This window comes from Vibrio sp. Isolate32, from assembly GCF_022397955.1.
Taxonomy (GTDB): domain Bacteria; phylum Pseudomonadota; class Gammaproteobacteria; order Enterobacterales; family Vibrionaceae; genus Vibrio.
On sequence record NZ_JAKEUQ010000001.1, the window covers coordinates 281,592 to 306,401 of the forward strand.

Consider the following 24,810-nt stretch of genomic DNA (forward strand, 5'->3'; position numbering starts at 1 on the left):
TTATGCGGCTTTTTTATTGAGCTATATTCGAATTGAATTACTACTTAGTCCCTTAACTTGTTTAGCTTTAATTGACTTAGCTTGGAACAATGTCGTTACCGTGAACACCAAATTGTTTAGCAGCGTAGGCAACACGCTCCGCTGGTTTAGGGTATTCAGCGGGTGTACCAAGGTTTTCAATATGGTGCAATCTAGGCAGTAGACCAGCACCATTGGCGATTTGGATAGCCAGACCTGGACGTGCGTTAAGTTCGAGTACCATTGGGCCTTCTTCTTGGTCTAAAACCATGTCAGTACCCATGTAACCCAAGCCTGTCATCTCCCAAGCGCTTGATGCAAGAATCAGCAGCTTTTCCCAGTGAGGAACTTGCAATAATGCTAGCTCTTTACCTGTGTCTGGATGATGCGTCACCGGTTGGTCAAATTGAACTGCACGAACGGCTTTACCCGTCGCGATACAGATGCCCACACCCACAGCGCCTTGGTGCAAGTTTGCCTTGCCGTCAGAAGCGGAAGTCGAAAGACGCATCATCGCCATGACAGGGTAGCCTTTGAATACGATGATACGTACATCTGGCACACCTTCATAACTGAAACCGTCAAAACACTCATCAAACTTAATCAGGTTTTCAACAACGGCAACGTCGTTTTTACCACCTAGTGAGAAAAGACCTGCAAGAGCGTTACTGATGTGGCGCTCTACGTCTTCTTCATTGATGGTTGAGCCAGATGGCTTAGTGTAAACGCCGTCTTTGTGTGAGGTGATAACAAGGATACCCTTACCACCACTCCCTTGAGCTGGCTTGATTACAAAACCAGGCCACTCTTTTACCATCTTGTGGATTGTCTTTACTTCAGCTTGGTGACTGATCACGCCGATAAGCTTAGGTACAGTTGCACCTGCTTGTTCCGCAATGATTTTAGTCTTTAGCTTATCATCTACTAACGGATACTTGGAACGATCATTGTAGCGACCAATATAGCTATGGTTACGCTTGTTCATCCCCATGATGCCTTTGTTTTTCAACTTAAACGGCGAAGTAAACTGTTCAAACATAGCTTAGTCCTCCGCTAGCGGTTTAAAGCGACGAAGCTCTGTTAGACGGTAGCCTGTGTAGTTACCTAGTAGCAAAATGGTCGCTAGAATCACAAGCTGTAAACCAATAAAGTTGAACGTTAAGTGCTGAATGAACGGGTTAGTCATGCCTAAGTAAACAAGAACTGCGGTAAATAGAGAACCACCACCTTGTAGAATTACTTCTTTCGCGCCTTCTTCTTCCCATAGGATAGACATACGTTCGATAGTCCAAGATAGGATGATCATTGGGAAGAACGTAATAGACAGACCTTCTGTCAGACCCACTTTAAATGCGACTACAGTAAACACCGAGATAATCATGATCACCGTGATGATTACGGCGGATATCCTGGCTACCAATAGCAAATTGAGTTTGGATAAGTAACTTCGAATAATCAGACCCGTACCTACGATAAGTAAGAAGCCGACAATACCCGTTACCAATTGTGTTTGTACAAAGGCAACCGCAATCAGTACAGGCATGAAGGTACCAGACGTTTTCAAACCGATGATGACACGAAGAAATACAACTATCAGAGCACCGATAGGAATCAGCATGATGGTTTTAAACATCGCTTGCTCTTCTAACGGTAGGCTGTGAATTGAAAGGTTCAATAGTTGATCTGCAGAGACTTTGCTGTTGGTTGCTTCAGTTGGAGTAACCTCTTGAGCAATCATAGAGAAGTGGACTTTACTGTTCTGACCGCCAACCACGTCTAATAGAGATACGTTTGATTCATCCCAAATAAGCAGGTTTGACTGAACATGTTGTTCACTTGATTCTGGAGAGAATAGAACCCATTGGTCGTTATCCCAAATCTGGTTCATTTGCTGGATAGATTGACGACGACGTCCGTCTTCTAGCTCGATAACGCCGACGACTTTATTATGGATGTTTGCTGCTGAAAGTAGCTTATGTGTTGCCTCAACTTTGCTCATGTTATTCAGAATCAGCGCTGAGTTTTGGCTGTCTGGGTCATTAAGCGTTTTGATAAGTTCGCGAGTGAAAGTGATGTTGTCTGCTGAGCGTTTAGTTGCTCTTTCAATCAATGCCAACGCTGCCGCTTCTTCAGGACCATCAAAGCTTGGTTGCGTAATTTCACCTTCTGGTGGTATAGCATCAACTTTCGCTTGGTTATCGACTAGGAATTGAGTCTTATAGTAGATAGTTTGCGGGCCATCAGCATAGCGAATAGACCACTCTGCACGGCGACCTGATTCAGTGTTTAAGTAAGAGATACCGTAACCTGGTGATGAAGCTGACTCGCTGATTAGCGTGTAGTTAGACTGAGTGTGAGGAGCCGCTAGTGAAACTTTTGCTTCTTTACCAATCGCATTGAACTCGATACGAGCTTCAATGTCCCAAACCTGTCTGGTTTCCCCTGGAGTCCAAGGTACACCGTATGTTGTATGTCTGAACATACTCAGTGTTATACCTGCCACAATAAGCAGGAATATAGAGATATAAAATGGAATTCTTGACGTCATAGCTTACCCTACGATTGTTATTTAACTTGCGTTTGTACGTAATTTTTACTTACATCCACTAGCGCTATGTCTTTGATAAATTCGCGCCCTAGCAATACAGGGTGACTCATTTGAGAGCGATCCGCCAATGTAAATTGCGCTTTTTCATGGATTTTTCCAACTTTAACCCATAATTCGATTACAGCTCGACGTTCAGTCTGATCATTAGTTGATTGACGTATTTTCACATAACGTAAAACAGGCGCTTCAATCCATTTCTGGTCTTTTTCAGCTTGTGCTTTGTCGTCTAGGTGGAATTTAACCCAGTTCTTGCCGTTACGTTCGAACTCTTTTATATCGACAGCGTTTAAAGAAGAGGTGGTTGCGCCAGTATCCACACGTGCATCAAAGCTTTGTTTGATTGAGTCGATAGACACTTTTTCGATGCCCCCAAGGATAGTTGGTTGTGATGTAGGAGCGATAGGGGCAACGGCAACCGCGACAGGTTCTTCTTCCTCTAGCTCTTCAATGACCTTGTGTTCCATGCTTGTTAGATGGACATCTAACTGCTTAGATAGGGTAGTAATTTCGTCTTCCAAGCTTTCAATATAATCACTTTGATTGCTTAGTTGCAGTTCAAGATTTTGAACCTTCTTTGCGATGTTTGTCTCTGAGCGAGAAATAGCGTCGAGAGTTTCTTGGTGGTAGGCCGCACCATTAGTAAGGGTACAACCAGAGAGCAAACCAACCGCCACAATAGGCGATAATCGCTTAAACATAAAAAAAACCTTTGGAAATTAGAGAATAGTTCAGACTATTTAGAAGTTTAGCCCACAAAAAAGGATGCGTGAAGCATCCTATTGTAAGAGTCTGGTCATATTGAATAGCAATGTGAGCGCTACGCCAATTATTGCTATTTGAAATAGCTCACTTATTAAACATAAGTTAATTTTTGTTCAATTCGTGAGCTCAGGAAGCAAATTTTACCGCGAGGCAAGAGATGGTTTTTTGACCATAAAAGCAATTGTCTTGCTACCCAATCAGGCTTCTGTTTTCTTTATTCAATATGCGACTGTTTTGTGGGCAGAGAATCTATGGCTTTGTCGCTACCAAAATCGCACGTCTTGGGGCTGGGTGACCTTCAACTGTTTTACTTGGATCATTCGGATCTAGGTAATTTGGAAGCGAGTTGTGTGTCATCCACTCTGTTGTGCGCTGCTCACCAATCGTTGTGACATTTTCGTCAACGATTCGTACGTCTTCAAAACCAACTTGCTCAAGCCAACGTTTCAGTGCGCGAGCAGAAGGGAAGAAGTAGACGTTTCTCATTTGCGCATAGCGGTCAACCGGAACCAGTACCGCATTTTCGTCGCCTTCGATAACCAAGGTTTCTAGAACCAATTCACCGCCAGACACCAATTGGTCTTTTAGTTGAATTAAGTGATCAAGCGGTGAACGACGGTGGTAAAGCACACCCATGCTGAATACCGTGTCGTAGGCTTCTAGTTTTGGCAGCTGCTCAATACCTAGAGGTAATAGGTGAGCTCGTTGGTCATCGCCCATCAACTTACGAATTGCTTCAAACTGAACCAAGAATAGGTGAGAAGGATCGATACCAACCGTTAAGCGAGCACCTTCACCCAGCATACGCCACATGTGGTAACCATTACCACACCCCACATCAAGCACAGAGCGGTTTTTCAGTGGAGAAATATGTGGAAGCACACGATCCCATTTCCAGTCACTGCGCCACTCGGTATCGATATAGATGTCGTGAATCGTGTAAGGACCTTTTCTCCATGGGTGGAACGTCTTTAACAGGCTCTCAAGCTTTTTAAGTTCACCCGTGTGAAATGGCGTTGAGTTGCCAATTGTCACAGAGTTTTTCAGGTCAACTTGGTCTGGCACACCTTCTGGAATCTTGTTTAGTGCACGTAACCAGCGGTCGAAGTCGCCGTGCTCTGCATTTTGCCAATCTGTTAACTGTTGTGGAAGGATATTCAGCCAAGGTTGCAGGCGTGTATCTTGGGCAATGAGTTGGTAAAAATTGGCAAAATTAAACATTAGAAAAAGTTCCTAAATTTTGTGGCTCGATACTATCGTCATCCTCGAGCGCGAGTCGACGAGTGCATCGGGGATCTATAAATAGATGCTTGAACGTTTCACTCGATACTAAGAGACGTATCCTAAAGCGCGTAACGTTCATTGATAAATGGGTGACCGGGGTGAAGTAAAAAGCGAGACTTCCTATCACGTTCGTCCCTCACAGGAGGAGCGACAGGTTATCTTTAATCCTATTACTGCACTATTTAATCGCGAACATTGAACCAAAGTTGAAACATTGGAACCAGACTTCACTACTCGAGAAGCCAATCTTGTTAAATCGCTCTCTGTGCACTGGGATTGAGTCAGGGCGCATCACGTTTTCAATAGCGCTTCGTTTTTGGCTGACTTCTAGCTCGCTGTATCCGTTAGCACGCTTGAAATCATGGTGCAGGTCGATGAGCAGTTCGTTTGAGCTTTCATCTTCGAAGACGTATTTTTCAGATAGGATTAAAATCCCGCCTGGGCGTAAACCTGCATGAATCTTCTCGAGCAGAGCGTATCGATCGTCCGGAGATAAAAATTGCAGCGTAAAGTTAAGCACGACAACGGAAGCATCTTTGATTTCCACTTCTCGAATATCGGCTTCAATCACTTCTACTGGTGTGTCACTACGGTAAGCATTGACGTGCAGCTTGCATCGCTCGACCATGGCTTCAGAGTTATCGATAGCGAAAATCGTGCAGCCTTCTTGCTGAATGTGACGACGCATAGAAAGTGTTGCAGCCCCAAGCGAGCAACCAAGGTCGTAAATATTTGAATGTGGCTTTACGAAACGCTCCGCTAACATACCGATAGCTGAGATGATGTTGCTGTAGCCAGGAACCGAGCGTTGAATCATATCCGGGAATACTTCTGCGACCCTTGCATCAAAGGTGAAGTCTCCAATTTTATCAATAGGAGCGGAAAAGATGTTGTCTTTGTTGCTCATGGCATTCTCCCTCGAAAGTCAGCGTTATTGGTATAAAACTCGTACCAAATAAAGGGGGCGTATTTTACGAAAAAATAGGACTGCTGTCACGAAAACTCAGATTACAGCTGAGGATTACTGTTGTACGTACAAGAAGCTTTAAAACATCGAGATTTGATGATTGCCTTTCTGAGCTGGAAATTGCTCCAGGTCAGGTAGTAATAGTGACGTATTTTCAGACACTTGTTTTTGCAATAACTCATAGATGGCGGTCGCGAGTTCCGGCGCATGATTGTTGTCTGGGGTATGTATCATTAAGTACGGTTGTTTGCCGTTACTTAACCACTGTGGGATTTTGCTAAACCAAGGTTTGAAAAATTCGATGTTTGGCGCTTGGTCAGGGTGACCAATAAATCGAATCATCGGGTTATTGGCGGTCGCAATGGCATGAACGGGAACGCGCGGCTTTTTCTGATGCGCATCGATTACTGCTTCTGTGGTTGGTGGTGCAGAGAAAACGGGACGACTGTCCATAATGATACGATTGATACCTTCCTCAACCAACCATTGGTTGAAGCGTTTTTCCGCATCACCTTTATCAAAGAAACCTAAGTGGCGAACTTCGACGCCAAGCTGCATATATTTCGGAAATAGAGTGCAAAACTTTTGCAGAGTAGACAGCATGCTAGGTTCAAAACTGTGTGGCAGCTGAATCGTCCATTGGCCAATGCGGTCGTGCAGTGGTGACATGGTCATTAAGAACTCTTTGAGTTCAGCTTGGCAATGCCTAAGTTGTTGTTGGTGGGTAATGAACTTGGGCAGTTTAAAGGTGAACCTGAAGTCATCGTGGCTTGCCGCTTTCCAATTATGCACTGTCGATACACTTGGCGTCGCGTAGAAGGTCGTATTGCCCTCAACGGTATGGAAAACTTGGGTGTACTTTTCAAGGCGCTCTGCGGGTTTGGTGCCTTTACCGTAGAACTGACTTTGCCACTCAGAATGAGACCACATGGTTAATCCAAGTCTTAGAGGTAAAGTGTCTATCGTTTTTGCACCATTAGTCATCACACAACTACTTTTAATCGAAATGAAAATCTACTGTACGAGACTTTTGTTGATTAAGGTACTTTCGAGATATAATTGTCGCAATTTTTTTGGTTTTGGTGAATCTTTGCGCGTTTGATTAGCTAAAAAACAGCAAAGCCAGATAAAACACAATAAATTCGAGCGTGGAAGGTCGATTTTAACCGAGTTTCCGCGTATAAATGATTCCTCGCTTTGTTAGGTAAAAAGCACTGTAGGGCTATTTTGACACCTACAGCTTGGAAATTAGTAAATTATTAAGAGATTGGGAAATTCATTATGCGTACCCATTACTGTGGTAACCTGAACAAGTCCCTGGCGGGACAAACTGTAGAATTGTGCGGCTGGGTAAACCGTCGCCGTGATTTAGGCGGTCTTATCTTTATTGATATGCGTGATCGTGAAGGCATCGTTCAGGTTGTTGTCGATCCAGATATGAAAGATATCTTCCCGATCGCTAACCAACTGCGTAATGAATTCTGTATCAAGTTTACTGGTGAAGTACGTGTTCGTCCTGACAGCCAAGTAAATAAAGACATGGCTACTGGTGAAGTAGAGATTTACGCGACGGGTCTAGAGATCATCAACCGTTCAGAAGCGCTTCCACTAGACTTCAACCAAACGAACTCTGAAGAGCAACGTCTTAAGTATCGTTACATCGATCTTCGCCGTCCAGAAATGAGTGACCGCATCAAGCTTCGTGCACGTGCTTCTAGCTTCGTTCGTCGTTTCCTTGATGAGAACCTGTTCCTAGACATCGAAACGCCAGTACTAACTAAAGCGACTCCAGAAGGTGCTCGTGACTACCTAGTGCCAAGCCGTGTTCATAAAGGTAGCTTCTATGCACTTCCTCAATCTCCTCAGCTGTTCAAGCAACTGCTGATGATGTCTGGTTTTGACCGTTACTACCAAATCGTTAAATGTTTCCGTGATGAAGATTTACGTGCTGACCGTCAGCCTGAATTTACTCAGATCGATATCGAAACATCGTTCATGTCTTCCCAAGAAGTACGTAACGTAACTGAGAAGCTTGTTCACGATATGTGGAAAGAGCTTCTAGATGTAGAACTAGGTCAATTCCCAGTAATGCCTTTCTCTGAAGCGATTCGTCGTTTCGGTTCTGATAAGCCAGATCTACGTAACCCACTAGAACTTGTTGATGTTGCTGACCTAGTTAAAGACGTTGAGTTCAAAGTATTCTCTGGCCCAGCTAACGATGAAAAAGGTCGTGTAGCGGTTATCCGTGTTCCAGGTGGTGCTAAGCTAACTCGTAAGCAAATCGACGGTTACGCAGAGTACGTAAACATTTATGGCGCGAAAGGTCTAGCTTGGATGAAGGTTAACGACCGTGCAGCAGGTATGGAAGGTATCCAATCTCCAGTCGCTAAATTCCTAAGCGAAGACGTAATCAACGGTATTCTTGAACGCACAGAAGCTGCATCTGGCGATATCATTCTGTTCGGCGCAGACAAAGCGGGCATCGTTGCTGAAGCAATGGGCGCACTTCGTATTAAACTAGGTACAGACCTAGAGCTAACAGATACATCTGCATGGGCTCCACTGTGGGTTGTTGACTTCCCAATGTTTGAAGAAGACGGTGAAGGTAACCTACACGCAATGCACCACCCATTCACATCGCCACTAGGTGTGACTGCGGAAGAGCTAAAAGCGAACCCAGCAGCGGCAAACTCTGATGCATACGATATGGTAATCAACGGCTACGAAGTAGGCGGCGGTTCTGTACGTATTCACAACGCAGAAATGCAAACGGCTGTATTCGGTATCCTAGGTATCGAAGCTCAAGAGCAACAAGAGAAGTTCGGCTTCCTACTTGAAGCGCTTAAGTACGGTACGCCACCACACGCAGGTCTAGCATTCGGTCTTGACCGTCTAGCAATGCTACTTTGTGGTACAGAGAACATTCGTGACGTTATCGCATTCCCGAAAACAACGGCTGCAGCATGTCTACTAACAGACGCGCCAAGCCTAGCAAATCCAGCATCACTGGAAGAGCTAGCAATCGCTGTTAAAGTTGCTCAAAAAGAAGAGTCTGCTGAATAAGCTAAGCACTCAGCCTTTTAAATAACTCTTTCTTTTGAATGAATAGAAATGCTCGTTAATATGACGGGCATTTTTTTTTGCGTTCGATATACTAAGCTCATAAAACATGTATAAATAATCAGTATTTGAAGTTATGTCTATTATCTTAGGGATTGACCCTGGCTCACGCATTACCGGTTACGGTGTTATTCGTCAAAATGGCCGCCACTTATATTACTTAGGAAGTGGTTGTATTCGCACCTCAGAAAAAGAGTTACCGGGTCGACTCAAGCAGATCTATGCCGGTGTAAGCGAAATCATCACTCAGTTCCAACCGGATGTGTTTGCGATAGAGCAGGTCTTCATGGCGAAGAATGCGGATTCGGCACTTAAGCTGGGACAAGCTCGTGGCAGTGCGATAGTAGCAGCGGTAAATGCTGATCTTCCCGTCCATGAATATGCGGCTCGTTTAATCAAGCAAGCGGTGACAGGTAATGGTGGTGCTGATAAGTCGATGGTTCAGAACATGGTGATGAGTATGCTTAAGTTACCTGCCAAACCACAGGCTGATGCTGCCGATGCTCTAGGCGTAGCCATCACTCACGCCAACACCAATAAAACCTTGGTAGTTCTTGCTGGTAAAGCGACAGGTGCGAGAAAAGGGCGCTACCGTTAATTCCATATCCCCGCTTTCTATAAGCTTGCACTACATGAGTCTGACGTCTCGTTTGGCTCATATCAAAACAATATGCACCTAAATCCTTGATGAAATGAGATCTTTCAAACAGAACCCAGATAATAACATTGCGTATCATTTCACATGTTATTAACATTGGTCGGAGGTCTTACTAGTTAATCAAGGATGATCACTGATGAACCCAATCAAGTTGTGGCGCGCGCTGTTACTACCTAAAAATAATGGATGGAATAGAAACGAAGTCAGACAAGCGGATATCTTATTACTTTTCACTTTCATCGCTTTTTTTGTTGGTATTTACAGCTTAATTAAATGGACAAAGCATGGAGAGCAGCTGCTTGTTGCTACTTCTGTGTTCCTTATTGTCTTTGAGCTGCTCTCAGCCACTTTACTTCGTGTTACTGGAAAACCAAGTTTGGCTCTGAACTTTGGTTTTGTGGGTATGGCGGTACACGCACTGAATATCATTTATCAAAGTGGTGGTGTGGTTGACTCGACGCAGGCCTATTGGGTGCCTTTGTTAGTGGTCGCTTTTTTCTTATCGGGAACCCGAATCGTTGCCTTAGTATGGAGTGGGCTAGTGATTGGTGTTTCAATGGTGATGACGTCAGCTCATCTTGATGGCTTTGCATTTCCGCAGTTAGTACTTACTCCGAAAGCGGTGGTGGTTGAGACCTGGTCCGGTGTGATTATGCCACTGGTGGTGATCTGCATTGCTCAAGCGTTTACCGCTAAGCAAAAAGAGGTGGCGATCGAAATGGCAGAAGATGCGATTTCAGAAAGTCAACAAGTAGCCAACCAAGCGACGCAAAGTGAAGGGCGCTTGTCAGTTGTACTTGACCAAGCGAATTCTAACTCTGAAAGCCTACAGGATGTTTCTGTCCATTTAGAAGAACAGTCACAAGATTTACATGCGCAAGTCGAAGTGTTGAACATCAATTGTGAATCTCAGGCGAGTGCAGCCGAGGAGATGAGCCAGCAACTGCACCAGATGACGCAAGGTATCGCAGAGTCGAATTCGTTTGTCGGTGAACTCAAAGAGCGCAGTGAAGCCGTTGGCACCAAAGCACAAAAGAGTTCTGAATCTCTTGAGGCCTCGACCGGAGCCATCAGCCAGATCATTCAAAGTAACCAAGAGATCATGAAGGTCGCTGACTTAATTACTTCGGTAGCAGAGCAAACCAATTTACTCGCGCTGAATGCCGCAATAGAAGCGGCTCGCGCAGGCGAGCAGGGGAGAGGCTTTGCTGTAGTAGCTGACCAGGTAAGGGAGCTGTCAGCAAAAAGCAGTCATTCAGCCATCGAGATCCGAAGCTTGTTGGATCGCAGTAAAGTTGAAGTGGAGCATGGCAGAGCGATCATCGAAACCACGGCCAATGAAATGAACGGCATTATTTCAGAGGTTCAGACTATCTCTACTGATGTGAACCAGTTAACCGATATTATGGCGATGCAGATGGACTCTTTAAAAGAGCTCGACCTTGCCAGCTCTGAAGTGGCGCAGAGCGTTGCTGAAACCAAATCTGTGTCGGGTTTGGTCGCTAATTATGGTTCTGAACTGACCGGGCATGTCTCTTCAGTTAAGGGATTGGTTGAAAGCCTAAATAACGTGGTCTCCCAAGCTAAACAGGCGTAAATAAATCCCTCGCAAAAACCACAAAGAACTGGATAAGCATCCAGTTCTTTTATATTCTGTCCCTCTAATTAAATTCCATCAAGAGAGTGAATTGTGATCGGACGTCTACGCGGTACATTAATAGAAAAACAGCCACCAGAATTATTGATTGAAGTCAGTGGTGTTGGTTACGAAGTACAAATGCCAATGAGCTGTTTTTATGAACTACCGAACGTAGGCGAAGAAGCAATTATCTACACGCATTTTGTAGTACGTGAAGATGCGCAGCTCCTTTATGGCTTCAATACAGTTAAAGAGCGTGCGTTGTTCCGCGAAGTGATCAAAGCGAACGGTGTTGGCCCTAAACTTGGTCTTGGCATCCTTTCAGGTATGACAGCGAGCCAGTTTGTGCAGAGTGTTGAACGCGAAGACATATCTACGTTAGTGAAACTTCCTGGTGTTGGTAAGAAAACCGCGGAACGTCTTGTTGTTGAAATGAAAGACCGCCTTAAAGGGTGGGGAGCTGGCGACCTGTTTACTCCTGCGACTGACGCTGTACCGATTGACTCTATGCCAACGGTTCATGATGCTGAAGAAGAAGCGGTAAGTGCGCTGCTTGCACTAGGCTACAAACCAACTCAAGCTTCTAAGGTGGTTTCTCAAATCGCGAAAGACGGCATGACAAGTGAACAGCTGATTCGTGAAGCCTTGAAATCGATGGTCTAATCGAACTTGATAATACAGCCATAGTTAAATCGAAAGGTTAAGGTATGGCTGATAAAAGATACTTGTATCTAGCGTGTCGGCTCTTATGCCTCGACGTTAGGTAAAACGAGTGTTTACCTTCGTTTTTTTAGCGTCGGTGATACTTTTAACAAGAATTAAAAGAAAACAGAGTTAACACTCTCAAATTGGAACTCTCTATGATTGAAGCAGATCGCCTCATTGCTCCTGACAACCCGGTCTTTAAAGATGAAGATGTTATCGATCGTGCAATACGACCAAAGGCATTAGCCGACTATCAAGGTCAGGACCACGTTCGTGACCAGATGGAGATTTTCATCAAAGCGGCACAGTTGCGTAATGAAGCGCTTGATCATCTGTTGATATTCGGTCCTCCCGGTCTTGGTAAAACGACGTTAGCGAATATCGTTGCCAATGAGATGGATGTGAACATTCGTACCACTTCTGGCCCTGTATTAGAGAAAGCTGGTGACTTAGCGGCGCTGCTAACTAACCTTGAAGAAAATGATGTGCTATTCATTGATGAGATCCACCGCTTAAGCCCTGTGGTTGAAGAGGTGTTGTATCCAGCTATGGAAGATTACCAGTTGGACATCATGATTGGTGAAGGCCCTGCGGCGCGCTCTATCAAGATTGACTTGCCACCGTTCACTCTGATTGGTGCAACGACGCGTGCTGGTTCACTGACCTCTCCACTGCGTGACCGTTTTGGTATTACTCAACGTCTCGAGTATTACAAAGTAGAAGACTTGCAAAACATCGTACAGCGCAGCGCTGACTGCCTTGGCCTTTCGATGGAAGCAGAAGGGGCGTTGGAAGTGGCTCGCCGAGCTCGTGGTACACCACGTATTGCCAACCGTTTACTGCGCCGCGTCCGCGATTATGCGGAAGTAAAAGGGGACGGACATATTTGCCCTGAGGTCGCAGACAGCGCACTGAACATGTTAGATGTTGATGCCAAAGGTTTTGACTATATGGACAGAAAGCTTCTATTGGCAATTATGGAGAAGTTTGGTGGCGGCCCAGTTGGTATCGATAACATGGCAGCAGCCATTGGTGAAGAAAAAGACACCATTGAAGATGTATTGGAGCCTTATCTAATACAGCAAGGTTATCTACAAAGAACACCAAGGGGCCGAATCGCGACTGATAGAGCCTATTTACACTTTGGGATAGACCTACCGTCTAATCGCTAAATTATTCATTTCTAAAGATCCCAGCTGCATAAGCGCTGGGATTTTTTGCATTTTACTGAATAACAACTCTTTGCGCGAGTCGCTATAAAGCTCAAATAGGGTCGCTCAAAAATGAAAACTTTGATTTCAGCTTTGGTTTGGCTAACAAAAATTGAAATAAGTTGTCATATTTCTTGTTAATACTTTATGGGTAGTTGTGACTTGAATGTTGATGGTGTGCTGAGGTTTTGTCACAGGTATCATGCACTGTTATTAAGACAAGCCGAATTGGTGTGATTTTAATCATAATTGTACAAAATTAACCCTATTTTGCACGAATAAATTTGATACAAATCAACGCAGGGTTCTCCCATAAACCTTTTGAAACATACTGATTTTACCAGTAATATTAGCGCCAGCTATATTAGCTCATACTTAACAATAATCTAACTATAACGGTACGTTTTTGCTACAAATTTCAAGTTGTAATAACAATTCCACAAATTGTTTTAACATGGATTTTTGAGGTGAATAATCACACAAGTGTCATTCAGCCGACACAAAGGAGTTACCATGATTGATGTTGTTGATCTGTCGCGATTGCAGTTTGCATTTACAGCGATGTATCACTTCCTATTTGTTCCACTGACTTTAGGTATGGCATTTCTACTTGCCATCATGGAGTCTGTTTATGTAATGACTGGCAAGCAAATTTACAAGGACATGACCAAGTTCTGGGGTAAATTGTTTGGTATTAACTTTGCTCTTGGTGTAGCGACAGGCTTAACCATGGAGTTCCAGTTTGGTACTAACTGGTCTTACTATTCTCACTATGTTGGCGACATCTTTGGTGCTCCGCTAGCTATCGAAGCGCTTGTTGCATTCTTCCTAGAGTCTACTTTTGTTGGCCTTTTCTTCTTCGGTTGGGACAGACTGTCAAAGCGTCAGCACTTAGCGGTAACTTGGTTAGTAGCACTAGGCTCTAACTTCTCTGCGCTTTGGATCTTGGTAGCAAACGGCTGGATGCAAAACCCAGTGGGTGCGGAATTTAACTTTGAAACGATGCGTATGGAAATGGTGAGCTTCGCTGAAGTTGTACTAAACCCGGTAGCGCAAGTTAAATTCGTACACACAGTAGCGTCTGGTTACACAACGGGTGCGATGTTCATCCTTGGTATCAGCTCATACTACATTCTTAAAGGTCGTGACCTTGCCTTTGCTCGTCGTTCTTTCGCGATTGCAGCATCTTTCGGTATGGCAGCGATCCTGTCAGTAATCGTACTAGGTGATGAATCTGGTTACGAGCTTGGTGAAGTTCAGAAAGTGAAGCTAGCTGCAGTAGAAGCAGAGTGGCACACGGAAGAAGCACCAGCAGCATTTACTGTGTTTGGTATTCCTAACCAAGAAACAATGGATACTGACTACGCAATTAAGATCCCTTACGTAATGGGTATCATTGCAACGCGTTCTCTTGATAAAGAAGTAACGGGTCTACGTGACCTACGTGATGACCACGTTGATCGTATCCGTACAGGTATGTACGCATACGAACTACTTGAGAAACTACGTGCAGGCGATAAGTCTGAAGAAAACATGGCAGCGTTCGATGAAGTGAAAGGTGACCTAGGTTACGGTCTACTTCTTAAGCGCTACACAGACAACGTTGTTGACGCAACAGAAGACCAAATCCAAATGGCTGCGGATGATTCAATCCCAACAGTTTGGCCTCTATTCTGGTCATTCCGTCTGATGGTTGCTTGTGGCTTCATCATGCTGTTTGTATTCGGTGCGGCGTTTATTCAAACGTGTCGTCAGAAGATCGAACAGAAACCATGGCTACTTAAAGCTGCACTATTCTCAATCCCACTACCTTGGATTGCGATTGAAGCAGGTTGGTTCGTTGCTGAGTTTGGTCGTCAACCATGGGCGGTTGGTGAAATCCTACCGGTTAACGTTGCTGCATCAGCACTAACTATTGAACAGCTTTGGACTTCTCTATTCGCTATCCTGGCACTGTACACAGTGTTCTTGATTGCCGAAGTTTACCTAATGCTGAAATTCGCACGTAAAGGTCCAAGTAGCTTGAAGACAGGCCGTTACCACTTCGAACAAAACGATAACTCTGTTGAAGACAAAGTTAGCCGTTCAGTTGAAGTATAAGTGAGGGAATATTAATGTTTGATTACGAAAGCTTACGACTTATTTGGTGGATCCTAATTGGTGTTCTACTGGTAGGTTTCGCAGTAACAGATGGCTTCGATATGGGTGTTGCAGCACTTTCACCGGTTATCGGTAAGAGTGACACTGAACGTCGTATCATGCTGAATACTATTGCCCCTCACTGGGATGGTAACCAAGTTTGGTTGATCACGGCTGGTGGCGCACTGTTCGCAGCTTGGCCACTGGTTTACGCAACGTCGTTTTCTGGCTTCTACTTCGCAATGTACGCGACGTTAGCAGCGCTTTGGTTACGACCACTTGCACTTGATTACCGTTCTAAGATTGAAGATCCAAAATGGCGTAAAACGTGGGACTACGCACTTTGCTTTAGTGGCACAGTTCCGCCGATCATCTTTGGTGTAGCATTTGGTAACCTACTACAAGGTGTTCCATTTGACCTTAATGATCTAATGATGTCTCAGTACCACGGTACATTCTTCGCTCTGCTAAATCCGTTTGCATTGCTATGTGGTGTATTGGCTCTGATGTTGTTCGTGACGCAAGGCGCAACATGGCTACAAATGAAGACAACAGAAGCGCTGCACACTCGTGCTCGTAACGTTGCTCAGATCACAGGCCTAGTCTCAATTGTTCTATTTGTTATTGGTGGCTTCTGGGTTCAATCTATCGAAGGCTATGTAATTACAAGCACGATTGACACGTTCGCAGACTCTAACCCGCTAAACAAAGAAGTATCACTTCAAGTTGGCGCGTGGATGACAAACTTTGAGACGTACCCAGCAATGTGGGCTGCACCAATTCTTGGTGTGGTTATGCCACTGTTCGCTGTGATTGCATCTCGTTTTGAGCGCGGTGGTTTCGCTTTCTTATTCTCGAGCCTATCTAACGCTGGTGTGATCTTAACGGCTGGCTTTGCAATGTTCCCATTCGTAATGCCATCAAGCCTGAACCCTGACCATAGTTTGACTATGTGGGATTCAACAGCGAGTGAGCTGACACTTGGTCTAATGACTGCAGTTGCGGCGGTAATGGTTCCTGTGATTCTTGGCTACACAACTTGGACATACTACAAAATGTTCGGTCGCCTAGATAAGAAACACATCGAAGATAACGACGTTTCAGCTTACTAAGCTAGAAGTGGAATAACTAAGGAGAAATTTTATGTGGTATTTCGCATGGATTTTGGGTGTACTTCTAGCATGTGCATTCGGCATCATCAATGCTCTATGGCTTGAGCATTCTGAGATGATGGACAAAGACAGTGAGTAATCTCGCAGAGCAAGTTGCTAAACTGCATCAACCAATGGATAAGACTCTCTTGAGAGCTATATCCCTAGTATTGGGTTTCATGCATGTTGGTTTAGTCATGTGGGATCCTGAAGCGTATGCGACGAGCATCGGTGGCTTTAACGCGATCATCGGGCCAATGTTTATCTGGGCTGTATGCTCAAGCATGGTTTACGGTATCGGATTTAAGCCAAGAGCTTGGATGTGGCAGCTGATGTTTAGCCCGTACGTTTCACTCACAATTTTGCTCTATCTAACGGTGCTGCGCCTTCTATAAAAGGCAAAGGTTTTAGTTTTATAATGATGTGAACCTTTATACTTGTTGGGTTTTTAGTCAAAAAGAGGTCATCTGATGCAGATGGCCTTTTTTTCGTCTGTTAAATCAAAAAAATCACAGCGATATATTATTAATGATAAGGAGTTAGGTTATAGTGAGATCATTATCATTTTGGTTGTGGTATCAAATTGCAGGGATTATCTAAGCCATTTACGTGGCCAGTGACAGTGTATTACGAAGACACCGATGCAGGTGGTATTGTATATCATTCAAACTATCTTAAGTTTTTCGAACGCGCTAGAACTGAGATGTTGCGTTCAATTGGCGTGTCTCAACAAGTCTTATTAGAACAAAACATCGGTTTTGTAGTCCGACATATGGACATTGATTTCATTCAAGGCGCACGTCTTGATGATTCTATACAAGTCATTACAAAAATTTACGAGTTAAAGCGAGCTACCTTGGTCTTCTGTCAAGAGATCGTAAATCCTGATGGCAAAGCATTGTGTAAAGCAATGGTTAAGGTAGCATGTATCGACAATCAAAAAATGAAACCCAAGGCAATGCCAACATTTATTCTTACGGAGCTAACGAATAGTGACTGCTGAAATCTCAATCTTAGGCCTAATTCTAGAAGCTAGTTTACTAGTTAAAATGGTCATGCTGACTCTTATGGGCATGTCTGTTGTTTCTTGGGCAATGATCATAAAAAGAAGTAAAGTGCTATCTCAAGCTTCTAAACAAGCAGAAGTCTTCGAAGATAAATTCTGGTCTGGTGTTGATTTGGCTAAGTTGTACCAAGAGAGCAACAAACGTAAAGACGAGCTTTCTGGTACAGAAGAAATTTTCTACGCAGGTTTTACTGAATTCGCACGCCTTCGTAAATCTAACGCGACATCTCCAGACTTCATCATGGAAGGCACTGGCCGTGCAATGCGCGTAGCAGTGGCTCGCGAAGTGGATGAACTAGAAACCAACTTACCTTTCTTGGCGACTGTTGGTTCTATCAGCCCATATATCGGTCTGTTCGGTACTGTTTGGGGGATCATGCACTCGTTCATCGCTTTAGGTGAAGTAAAGCAAGCGACACTTGCGATGGTAGCACCAGGTATTGCAGAAGCTCTGATCGCAACAGCGATGGGTCTGTTCGCTGCGATTCCAGCCGTAATGGCGTACAACCGCTTCAGTAGCCGAGTAGGTAAACTCGAACATAACTACGCGACTTTCTCTGAAGAGTTCCACAGCATTCTTCACCGTCAAGCGATGGCTGGCAGGGAATAATCGATGGCTGGATACCAACCTAAAAAACGCAAAATGACAGCTGAGATTAACGTCGTACCTTATATCGACGTTATGCTCGTATTGCTGATCATTTTCATGGTGACATCGCCGTTTGTAACTCAAGGTGTGGATGTTGAACTGCCACAGGCGTCTACCGCTAAGTCAGCTCAAGATTTATTAGGTGATGACAACGCGAGTTTCATTATCGTTGAAGTGAATAAAGACGGTGAGCTTGGCCTAAGCGTTAATGACGAAGAGGTACAGCGAGGCCTATCATTGGAAGACATCATTGTCCGAGTAAAAGCTGAACTGTCTCTGAAGCCGAACTCTCCAGTAGCGGTCGGCGGTGATGCCGCAACGCCTTACGCTGAAGTGGTTTTATTACTTGATGAATTAAGCCGTGCAGGTGTGCCAAAGGTTGGCCTTTTAACGGATATAAGGGAATAGCTACGTAGCATTCATGAAAGCGAATAATAAAAAATCCAACAGTTTCAAAAAGCCGCTTCTAATTTCACTTGGGCTGCACGTAGTCTTATTCGTTGCGCTCATATGGGGAGCGGATTTTACCATGTCAGAACCAAAGCCTACCGGGCAGATGGTGCAGGCTGTAGTTATTGACCCTCAATTAGTTCGTCAACAAGCTCAACAAATTCGTCAGCAACGTGAAGCGGTGAGTAAGAAAGAGCAAGAGCGGCTAGACAAGCTTCGACGCGAAAGTGAAAGGCTAGAAAAAAATCGTAAGGCTGAAGAAGAAAACATCCGTAAGCTAAAAGAGCAACAAGCGAAGGATGCGAAAGCCGCACGAGAAGCAGAAAAGCGACGTGTCGAAAACGAGAAGAAACGCAAAGCTGAAGAAGCCCGTTTAGAACAAGAGAAGAAGAAAGCTGCCAAAGCAGAAGCAGACCGCAAGTTAAAAGAGGCGGCTTTAGTGAAAGCAGAGAAAGAGCGGAAAGCGAAAGAAGCAGCGATTGCAAAAGCGGAACAAGAACGCGTGGCAAAAGAAAAAGCCGCGAAAGAGGCTGCTGAAAAAGCTCGTAAAGAAAAAGAAGCCGCTGAACGTGCTGAGAAGCAACGTATAGTGAAAGAGAAAGAAGCCGCCGCTGCAGCTGAGAAAGCGCGTAAAGCAAAAGAGGCGGCAGCCAGAGCGGAGAAAGAGCGGAAGCAGCAAGAAGCTGCACTAAACGATATCTTTGCAGGGCTTGAAACTGAAGCGACTCAAAACTCTTCAGCAAGGCAACAATTTATTAGTGATGAAGCGCAGCGTTACGGTGCTATCTACACCCAACTGATTCAACAAAATCTGTTGTTAGAAGACAGCTATCGAGGGCGCTCTTGTCGAGTAAACCTAAAGCTCATTCCAACGGGTTCTAATGCGATTCTGGGAAGCTTGAGTATTTTGGATGGAGACAGTCGTTTGTGCGCAGCAACTAAGCGTGCTGTAGCACAAGTGCAATCTTATCCGTTGCCTAAAGACCCAGACATTGTGAAATCACTGAAAAACATTAACTTAACTGTATCACCAGAGTAAAAGGACGAACTTGTGTTAAAAAAACTATTACTGAGTTTTGTTTTCGTCATAGCGACAAGCAGCCAGTTTGCACATGCAGCGCTGGAGCTTGTTATTACAGACGGTATTAACTCTGCACGACCTATCGCTATTGTCCCTTTCCGTTGGGAAGGCGCAGGCCCATTGCCACACGATGTATCAGCGGTTATCGCTTCTGACTTACAGCGCAGTGGTAAATTTAGCCCAGTTGCAACGAGCAAAATGCCTCAAACGCCTTACAGTGAAACAGAGGTCGACTTTGATGCTTGGACCAACCTAGGTGTTGATTCATTGCTAACCGGCTCTATTTCTCCAAACCCCAATGGTACTTATACAATCAGTTACCAGTTAATTGACACTATTCGTGGGCAATTGACGAAAGGTCACAGTAAAGGGCTAAATGATGATGGTCATTTGGTTCGTACTATGGATCATGTTCTATTTCATAAAGTGAAGCGTGATTTATCGGCAACGGACTTACGCCGATACGCGCACCGCATCTCAGACTTAGTGTATGAAGAGCTAACAGGTCAAAAAGGCGCGTTTCTAACACGTATCTCTTACGTTGTTGTGAACGACAAAGACAAATACCCGTACCAGCTTCGCGTAGCAGACTACGATGGTTTCAATGAGCGCCTAGTACTTCGCTCTAAGCAACCTCTAATGTCTCCAGCATGGTCTCCAGACGGCAAAAAGCTTGCTTACGTGAGCTTCCAGAATGGCCAAGCTGAAATCTTCATCATGAATATTTACACGGGTGAACGTGAGAAAGTGACGTCATACCCACGTCATAATGGTGCGCCAAGATTCTCTCCTGATGGTAAAAAGCTCGCGCTAGTATTGTCGAAAACAGGCAGCCTTCAGGTGTACACACTTGACCTTGCTAGCCGTAAGCTTACTCAAATTACCCGCGGCCGTTCTAATAATACTGAACCATTCTGGCACCCAGATGGCAAGTCTCTTATTTTTACATCGGATCGTGGTGGTAAACCTCAGATATATAATGTAAATTTGTCCAATAATTCGACTTCTCGTATTACTTGGCAAGGTAGCCAAAACTTAGGTGGCCAGATTACCCCTGACGGACGATTCCTGATCATGGTTAATCGCAGCAACTCAGGCTTTAACTTGGCTAAACAAGATTTGGAAACCGGTGCGGTTCAAGTACTAACAAAAACATTGTTAGATGAGTCTCCAAGTATTGCACCAAATGGAGGTATGGTTATCTATAGCTCTATTTACAACAAGACGAACGTACTATCGATGGTTTCTATCGATGGCCGTTTTAAAGCTAGATTACCGGCTACCAACGGACGCGTAAGAGCGCCGGCATGGTCTCCGTTCCTCTAGGATTAGTCACATATTCTTTTAGCTATTGATAGTGTTAACTATTGTGGCATTTAACTATCTATAGCACTTAGTCGCTGTAGAAACTAAGTTTGATAACGTAAGGAAAAAACGATGCAACTTAATAAAGTTCTTAAAGGCTTGATGATTGCACTACCAGTGATGGCAGTAACCGCATGTAGCTCAACTGATGAAGCAACATCTGCAACTTCTGGTATTGAAAGCAACCAAACAACTTCTGGGTCAGAAGGCAACGTAGATACAACTGTTGTAACGCCAATTGACGCTAACGGTCAACTGTCTGAGCAAGAGCTTAAAGAGCAAGCACTACGTGAAACTCAAACAATCTACTTCGCATTCGATAACTCTACTATCGCTGGCGACTACGAAGAAATGCTAGCAGCTCACGCAGCTTACCTAGTTAAGAACGTAGATATGAAAGTAACTATTGAAGGTCACGCTGATGAGCGCGGTACTCCTGAGTACAACATCGCACTTGGCGAGCGTCGTGCACAAGCTGTAGCAAAATACCTACAAGCTCTAGGTGTTCAAGCTGACCAAATCTCTATCGTAAGCTACGGTGAAGAGAAGCCACTTCTTCTAGGTCAATCTGAAGATGTGTACGCTAAAAACCGTCGCGCAGTACTAGTTTACTAATCTTAGTAAGCTATTTAATTGAGGAATTGCCTCATGTTCAGTAACACAAAGCGAGTTATTTTGCTTTCGTTACTGGCAAGTGCAGCGAACACTGCGTTCGCTGCACCAGCTCCAGTATCCGATCTCAATAGCACCGCAACCAATTCAACTTCTTCTTCCTCTCGATCAACATCTAACGAATCAGATATTGAGCGTTTAGAGCGTCTACTTCAAAATCGCAATCTTGTTCAGCTTCAAATGCAACAGCAAATCGACGACATGGCACTGGAAATCAGTGAACTTCGTGGTGAGCTAGAACGCAACAGTTACGATATGAAACAAATGTTAGAGCGCCAACGTGAACTCTTTATAGAGCTTGATCGCGTAAGAGGTGAGGTGAAAGCAGCAGGTACTGCAACGGTAGCAGTAGCCGCAAGCGAAGGCTCTAAAGAGGCTTCTGGTACGTTCAGTACTGATGTTGATGAGCAGACTGCTTATCAAAATGCTGTAGATATGATTCTAAAGCAACGAGATTACACGGGTGCTATCGCAGCATTCCAAAAATTTCAAAAAGACTTCCCAGATTCAACTTTCACACCTAACTCACATTACTGGTTAGGCCAACTTTATTTCGCTAAGAAGCAAGATAAAGAAGCTGTGAATAGCTTCGCTGCTGTTGTGTCTTACAAAGACTCAAACAAGCGAGCAGATGCACTGGTTAAGCTTGGTGACATAGCTGCGCGCAACAACAACGCGCCGCAAGCTAAGAAATATTACCAACAAGTCGTTACCGAGTACCCAAACAGTGCTTCGGCCAAAGTGGCACAAACCCACTTATAAAATCAAATAGAGGTGCTAAGGCACCTCTTTTTTATATCCGCTTCAATACCCAGTCGTGCTTGCTTACAACCAATCCTTTTTGATCCTCATGCCTGTCCTGTGTAGAATACTCGGATTCTCGGAAGAAGTTGCGTAGAGCAAGAGCAATGAGTCATATACTAGATAAAATCGATACAGTTTACCCGTTTCCGCCTAAGCCAGTTCCATTGAGCGACGCTCAGAAACAGGCCCACATCGTAAACATCAAAAAACTACTTCAAGAAAAAGATGCAGTTCTAATTGCACACTACTACACAGATCCTGAAATTCAGGCTCTGGCAGAAGAAACTGGTGGTTTCGTTGGCGATTCATTAGAAATGGCTAAGTTCGGTAACCGTCATTCAGCAAGCACTTTGATCATCGCTGGTGTTCGTTTTATGGGTGAGTCTGCGAAGATCCTTACTCCTGAAAAACACATTCTCATGCCAACGCTTGAAGCTGAATGTTCATTAGACCTTGGCTGTCCTGCTGATAAATTTACAGAGTTTTGTGATGCTCACCCTGACCACACAGTGGTTGTATACGCAAACACTTCTGCGGCTGTTAAAGCTCGTGCAGACTGGGTGGTTACGTCGAGCATTGCTTTAGAAATCGTTGAAAGCCTAGACGCTGAAGGCAAACCAATCATTTGGGGGCCTGACCGTCACTTAGGTTCTTACATTGCAAATCAAACCGGCGCTGACATGTTGCTTTGGCAAGGTGAGTGTATCGTTCATGATGAATTCTCAGCTGATGCTTTGAAGAAAATGAAATCGGTATACCCAGAAGCGGCTATTTTGGTTCACCCAGAGTCTCCAGCAAGCGTGGTTGAACTGGCTGATGCTGTTGGTTCTACTAGCCAATTAATCAAGAAAGCGAAAGAGCTGCCGCATCCACAAATGATTGTCGCGACAGACAAAGGCATCTTCTTCAAGATGCAGCAATTGGTTCCTGAAAAAGAACTGATTGAAGCGCCAACAGCGGGTGCAGGTGCAACTTGTCGTAGCTGTGCACACTGTCCTTGGATGGCGATGAACGGCCTTGAAGCGATTGAAAATGCGCTTGAGAACGGTGGTGAGCAACACGAAATCTTCGTTTCTGATGAACTACGTGTGAAGTCTCTTATCCCACTGAACCGCATGCTAGATTTTGCTGAGCAGTTAAATGTACAGGTAAAAGGTAACGCGTAAGTCGTTCTTTTATTTAACCAACGAAAACCAGCGAATAGTGCTGGTTTTTTTGTACCTAAAGATAGGTCGATAATATCAATCTTGTGGTCATGTATCTTTTTGTGATGATACATCTTGTTGATATCAGGTATTTTTTCTAGCATGTAAGTAAGAACAAAGGATTTGAGGCTCGAATGATAATCTGGTTGCAACTCAAACGTTGGATCAAAGCAAACATCTTTGTTTTGAACGGCAAAAACCTACTATTTACTTTTCTCGGCTATGTGTTTATTTCATGGTCGAGTTTGTATTTGGTGGGTGAGACGGACTTAACCAGTTCGTTTACTACATTCGCGTATTACTTAGTGGTGACCGCTTCGACAGTTGGGTATGGCGACTTATCACCAACGACAGAAGCGGGTCAGTGGATTGTCATTCTATTTGTGATTCCGGGTGGATTAAGCCTGTTTGCTGCGTTATTAGGTAAGGTTGCTACAGAAGGTGTTGAATATTGGCGAGCTGGCTTGTTAGGAAAAAGGAGAGTACGAGTGGAAAATCATATTTTAATGTTGGGGTGGAATGAGCAAAGAACCATTCACCTTATCCGTATGCTCCAGCATGAAGAGACGGGCAGGCGTCCAATCGTGTTATGTACGCGTTCAGACATTGAAAACCCACTCCCTGGTGAAATCAGTTTCGTTAAAGTGAATAGCTACACTGATGGTAAAGAGATGGAAAAGACGGGTATTGAATCAGCTAGTTGTATTCTGATTGATAACCCAGAAGATGATATTACTTTATCTGCTGCGCTTTACTGTGCTAACCGAAACCCAGAAGCGCATCTGTTGGTTTACTTTAAAGATGAAGCATTGAGTGACCTGCTACATAAACATTGCCCGAACTCTGAATGTATTCCTGCAGTAGGCGCAGAGATGCTTGCAAAGGCTGCGGTCGATCCAGGCTCCAGTGCGCTGCACCAGGAGCTGCTGAGCTCGACAAGAGGTATGACGCAGTATTCGACTTACTACCCTCAAGATACTGAACCTGTGACTGTGGCGCCGATTTTCTCTGTGTTCAAAGAGAAGTATCAAGCGACGTTGATTGCGATAGACTCTGGGAACGGTATTGAGCTCAACCCAGAATTGGATCAAGTCGTCAGTAGCGGTACTAAGTTGTTCTATATTGCCGATGAGCGTATCGACGACTTTGATTGGAAAGGTCTTTAAGGCGCGATTCTTTTCGATGTGAGCGCTTTTCGCGTATTAGAGTGTTTCGCCTTACTGCGTATTTTCGCATTAAAAAAGGCCTCATCATGA

At 44.4% G+C, this 24,810-nt stretch carries 24 protein-coding genes; 18 read left to right on the plus strand and 6 right to left on the minus strand.

Annotation, left to right across the window (positions count from 1 at the left end; all coding sequences use genetic code 11):
• Window positions 1-76 precede the first annotated feature (76 nt).
• The 6 genes from L1D11_RS01190 to L1D11_RS01215 all read right to left on the minus strand — a co-directional run bounded on the left by L1D11_RS01190 (window position 77) and on the right by L1D11_RS01215 (window position 6,623).
• On the minus strand, window positions 77-1,057 hold the full coding sequence (locus L1D11_RS01190; protein ID WP_239831402.1) for an alpha-L-glutamate ligase-like protein: 981 nt from the start codon (window positions 1,055-1,057) through the stop codon (window positions 77-79).
• Between the two features lie 3 nt (window positions 1,058-1,060).
• The gene (locus tag L1D11_RS01195; protein ID WP_239831403.1) at window positions 1,061-2,566 is read right to left on the minus strand and encodes an inactive transglutaminase family protein; all 1,506 of its coding nucleotides are present in this window, start codon (window positions 2,564-2,566) and stop codon (window positions 1,061-1,063) included.
• A gap of 17 nt (window positions 2,567-2,583) precedes the next feature.
• Window positions 2,584-3,324, minus strand: coding sequence for an ATP-dependent zinc protease (locus L1D11_RS01200; protein WP_239831404.1), 741 nt, complete (start codon window positions 3,322-3,324; stop codon window positions 2,584-2,586).
• A gap of 313 nt (window positions 3,325-3,637) precedes the next feature.
• Window positions 3,638-4,609, minus strand: coding sequence for a tRNA 5-methoxyuridine(34)/uridine 5-oxyacetic acid(34) synthase CmoB (gene cmoB / locus L1D11_RS01205; RefSeq protein ID WP_239831405.1), 972 nt, complete (start codon window positions 4,607-4,609; stop codon window positions 3,638-3,640).
• A 241-nt stretch (window positions 4,610-4,850) separates the two neighbouring features.
• Window positions 4,851-5,579: a carboxy-S-adenosyl-L-methionine synthase CmoA gene (cmoA, locus tag L1D11_RS01210; RefSeq protein ID WP_239831406.1), complete on the minus strand. Its 729-nt coding sequence runs from the start codon at window positions 5,577-5,579 to the stop codon at window positions 4,851-4,853.
• 138 nt (window positions 5,580-5,717) lie between these two features.
• A complete protein-coding gene (locus tag L1D11_RS01215) occupies window positions 5,718-6,623 on the minus strand; it encodes a DUF72 domain-containing protein (protein ID WP_239831407.1) in 906 nt (301 codons plus the stop codon).
• A gap of 297 nt (window positions 6,624-6,920) precedes the next feature.
• Here L1D11_RS01215 and aspS point away from each other — a divergent pair, with 297 nt between their 5' ends.
• The 18 genes from aspS (at window position 6,921) to L1D11_RS01305 (ending at window position 24,720) form a co-directional block, all read left to right on the plus strand.
• On the plus strand, window positions 6,921-8,702 hold the full coding sequence (gene aspS / locus L1D11_RS01220) for an aspartate--tRNA ligase (RefSeq protein ID WP_239831408.1): 1,782 nt from the start codon (window positions 6,921-6,923) through the stop codon (window positions 8,700-8,702).
• A gap of 133 nt (window positions 8,703-8,835) precedes the next feature.
• The gene (ruvC, locus tag L1D11_RS01225; RefSeq protein ID WP_239831409.1) at window positions 8,836-9,357 is read left to right on the plus strand and encodes a crossover junction endodeoxyribonuclease RuvC; all 522 of its coding nucleotides are present in this window, start codon (window positions 8,836-8,838) and stop codon (window positions 9,355-9,357) included.
• 196 nt (window positions 9,358-9,553) lie between these two features.
• Complete coding sequence (locus tag L1D11_RS01230; protein ID WP_239831410.1) at window positions 9,554-11,014, plus strand: methyl-accepting chemotaxis protein; 1,461 nt, start codon at window positions 9,554-9,556, stop codon at window positions 11,012-11,014.
• A 93-nt stretch (window positions 11,015-11,107) separates the two neighbouring features.
• The gene (gene ruvA, locus L1D11_RS01235; RefSeq protein WP_239831411.1) at window positions 11,108-11,719 is read left to right on the plus strand and encodes a Holliday junction branch migration protein RuvA; all 612 of its coding nucleotides are present in this window, start codon (window positions 11,108-11,110) and stop codon (window positions 11,717-11,719) included.
• 197 nt (window positions 11,720-11,916) lie between these two features.
• Window positions 11,917-12,933 (plus strand): Holliday junction branch migration DNA helicase RuvB, encoded by a 1,017-nt coding sequence (gene ruvB, locus L1D11_RS01240; protein ID WP_008219931.1) that lies wholly within the window; start codon window positions 11,917-11,919, stop codon window positions 12,931-12,933.
• A gap of 552 nt (window positions 12,934-13,485) precedes the next feature.
• Window positions 13,486-15,072: a cytochrome ubiquinol oxidase subunit I gene (gene cydA, locus L1D11_RS01245; RefSeq protein WP_239831412.1), complete on the plus strand. Its 1,587-nt coding sequence runs from the start codon at window positions 13,486-13,488 to the stop codon at window positions 15,070-15,072.
• Between the two features lie 14 nt (window positions 15,073-15,086).
• Window positions 15,087-16,223, plus strand: a complete 1,137-nt coding sequence (gene cydB / locus L1D11_RS01250; RefSeq protein WP_239831413.1) for a cytochrome d ubiquinol oxidase subunit II — start codon at window positions 15,087-15,089, stop codon at window positions 16,221-16,223.
• A 31-nt stretch (window positions 16,224-16,254) separates the two neighbouring features.
• A complete protein-coding gene (gene cydX / locus L1D11_RS01255) occupies window positions 16,255-16,362 on the plus strand; it encodes a cytochrome bd-I oxidase subunit CydX (protein ID WP_000270284.1) in 108 nt (35 codons plus the stop codon).
• Window positions 16,355-16,657, plus strand: a complete 303-nt coding sequence (gene ybgE, locus L1D11_RS01260) for a cyd operon protein YbgE (protein ID WP_239831414.1) — start codon at window positions 16,355-16,357, stop codon at window positions 16,655-16,657. Before cydX ends, ybgE begins: the two co-directional genes overlap by 8 nt.
• Before the next feature lie 188 nt (window positions 16,658-16,845).
• Window positions 16,846-17,265 carry a tol-pal system-associated acyl-CoA thioesterase gene (ybgC, locus tag L1D11_RS01265; protein WP_239831415.1) on the plus strand — a complete coding sequence of 140 codons (420 nt, stop codon included), beginning with the start codon at window positions 16,846-16,848 and terminating at the stop codon, window positions 17,263-17,265.
• Entirely contained in the window at window positions 17,255-17,938 is a 684-nt protein-coding gene (gene tolQ, locus L1D11_RS01270) for a protein TolQ (protein ID WP_239831416.1), read from the plus strand. The genes ybgC and tolQ overlap by 11 nt, the downstream gene beginning before the upstream one ends.
• A 3-nt stretch (window positions 17,939-17,941) precedes the next feature.
• Complete coding sequence (tolR, locus tag L1D11_RS01275) at window positions 17,942-18,385, plus strand: protein TolR (protein ID WP_004741086.1); 444 nt, start codon at window positions 17,942-17,944, stop codon at window positions 18,383-18,385.
• A 13-nt stretch (window positions 18,386-18,398) separates the two neighbouring features.
• Complete coding sequence (gene tolA, locus L1D11_RS01280; RefSeq protein ID WP_239831417.1) at window positions 18,399-19,466, plus strand: cell envelope integrity protein TolA; 1,068 nt, start codon at window positions 18,399-18,401, stop codon at window positions 19,464-19,466.
• 12 nt (window positions 19,467-19,478) lie between these two features.
• A complete protein-coding gene (tolB, locus tag L1D11_RS01285; protein WP_239831418.1) occupies window positions 19,479-20,834 on the plus strand; it encodes a Tol-Pal system beta propeller repeat protein TolB in 1,356 nt (451 codons plus the stop codon).
• Between the two features lie 111 nt (window positions 20,835-20,945).
• A complete protein-coding gene (gene pal, locus L1D11_RS01290) occupies window positions 20,946-21,488 on the plus strand; it encodes a peptidoglycan-associated lipoprotein Pal (RefSeq protein ID WP_239831419.1) in 543 nt (180 codons plus the stop codon).
• Between the two features lie 33 nt (window positions 21,489-21,521).
• Window positions 21,522-22,307, plus strand: a complete 786-nt coding sequence (gene ybgF, locus L1D11_RS01295) for a tol-pal system protein YbgF (protein WP_239831420.1) — start codon at window positions 21,522-21,524, stop codon at window positions 22,305-22,307.
• A 146-nt stretch (window positions 22,308-22,453) separates the two neighbouring features.
• Window positions 22,454-23,515 (plus strand): quinolinate synthase NadA, encoded by a 1,062-nt coding sequence (gene nadA, locus L1D11_RS01300; RefSeq protein WP_239831421.1) that lies wholly within the window; start codon window positions 22,454-22,456, stop codon window positions 23,513-23,515.
• 173 nt (window positions 23,516-23,688) lie between these two features.
• Complete coding sequence (locus L1D11_RS01305) at window positions 23,689-24,720, plus strand: potassium channel family protein (protein WP_239831422.1); 1,032 nt, start codon at window positions 23,689-23,691, stop codon at window positions 24,718-24,720.
• Window positions 24,721-24,810 lie beyond the last annotated feature (90 nt).

Excerpts from the sequence above, each read along its gene's own strand:
- L1D11_RS01190 (WP_239831402.1), bottom strand. The coding sequence starts at position 1,057 with ATGTTTGAACAGTTTACTTCGCCGTTTAAGTTGAAAAACAAAGGCATC.
- L1D11_RS01195 (WP_239831403.1), bottom strand. The coding sequence starts at position 2,566 with ATGACGTCAAGAATTCCATTTTATATCTCTATATTCCTGCTTATTGTG.
- L1D11_RS01200 (WP_239831404.1), bottom strand. The coding sequence starts at position 3,324 with ATGTTTAAGCGATTATCGCCTATTGTGGCGGTTGGTTTGCTCTCTGGT.
- cmoB (WP_239831405.1), bottom strand. The coding sequence starts at position 4,609 with ATGTTTAATTTTGCCAATTTTTACCAACTCATTGCCCAAGATACACGC.
- cmoA (WP_239831406.1), bottom strand. The coding sequence starts at position 5,579 with ATGAGCAACAAAGACAACATCTTTTCCGCTCCTATTGATAAAATTGGA.
- L1D11_RS01215 (WP_239831407.1), bottom strand. The coding sequence starts at position 6,623 with ATGACTAATGGTGCAAAAACGATAGACACTTTACCTCTAAGACTTGGA.
- aspS (WP_239831408.1), top strand. The coding sequence starts at position 6,921 with ATGCGTACCCATTACTGTGGTAACCTGAACAAGTCCCTGGCGGGACAA.
- ruvC (WP_239831409.1), top strand. The coding sequence starts at position 8,836 with ATGTCTATTATCTTAGGGATTGACCCTGGCTCACGCATTACCGGTTAC.
- L1D11_RS01230 (WP_239831410.1), top strand. The coding sequence starts at position 9,554 with ATGAACCCAATCAAGTTGTGGCGCGCGCTGTTACTACCTAAAAATAAT.
- ruvB (WP_008219931.1), top strand. The coding sequence starts at position 11,917 with ATGATTGAAGCAGATCGCCTCATTGCTCCTGACAACCCGGTCTTTAAA.
- cydA (WP_239831412.1), top strand. The coding sequence starts at position 13,486 with ATGATTGATGTTGTTGATCTGTCGCGATTGCAGTTTGCATTTACAGCG.
- cydB (WP_239831413.1), top strand. The coding sequence starts at position 15,087 with ATGTTTGATTACGAAAGCTTACGACTTATTTGGTGGATCCTAATTGGT.
- cydX (WP_000270284.1), top strand. The coding sequence starts at position 16,255 with ATGTGGTATTTCGCATGGATTTTGGGTGTACTTCTAGCATGTGCATTC.
- tolR (WP_004741086.1), top strand. The coding sequence starts at position 17,942 with ATGGCTGGATACCAACCTAAAAAACGCAAAATGACAGCTGAGATTAAC.
- tolA (WP_239831417.1), top strand. The coding sequence starts at position 18,399 with ATGAAAGCGAATAATAAAAAATCCAACAGTTTCAAAAAGCCGCTTCTA.
- pal (WP_239831419.1), top strand. The coding sequence starts at position 20,946 with ATGCAACTTAATAAAGTTCTTAAAGGCTTGATGATTGCACTACCAGTG.
- ybgF (WP_239831420.1), top strand. The coding sequence starts at position 21,522 with ATGTTCAGTAACACAAAGCGAGTTATTTTGCTTTCGTTACTGGCAAGT.
- nadA (WP_239831421.1), top strand. The coding sequence starts at position 22,454 with ATGAGTCATATACTAGATAAAATCGATACAGTTTACCCGTTTCCGCCT.
- L1D11_RS01305 (WP_239831422.1), top strand. The coding sequence starts at position 23,689 with ATGATAATCTGGTTGCAACTCAAACGTTGGATCAAAGCAAACATCTTT.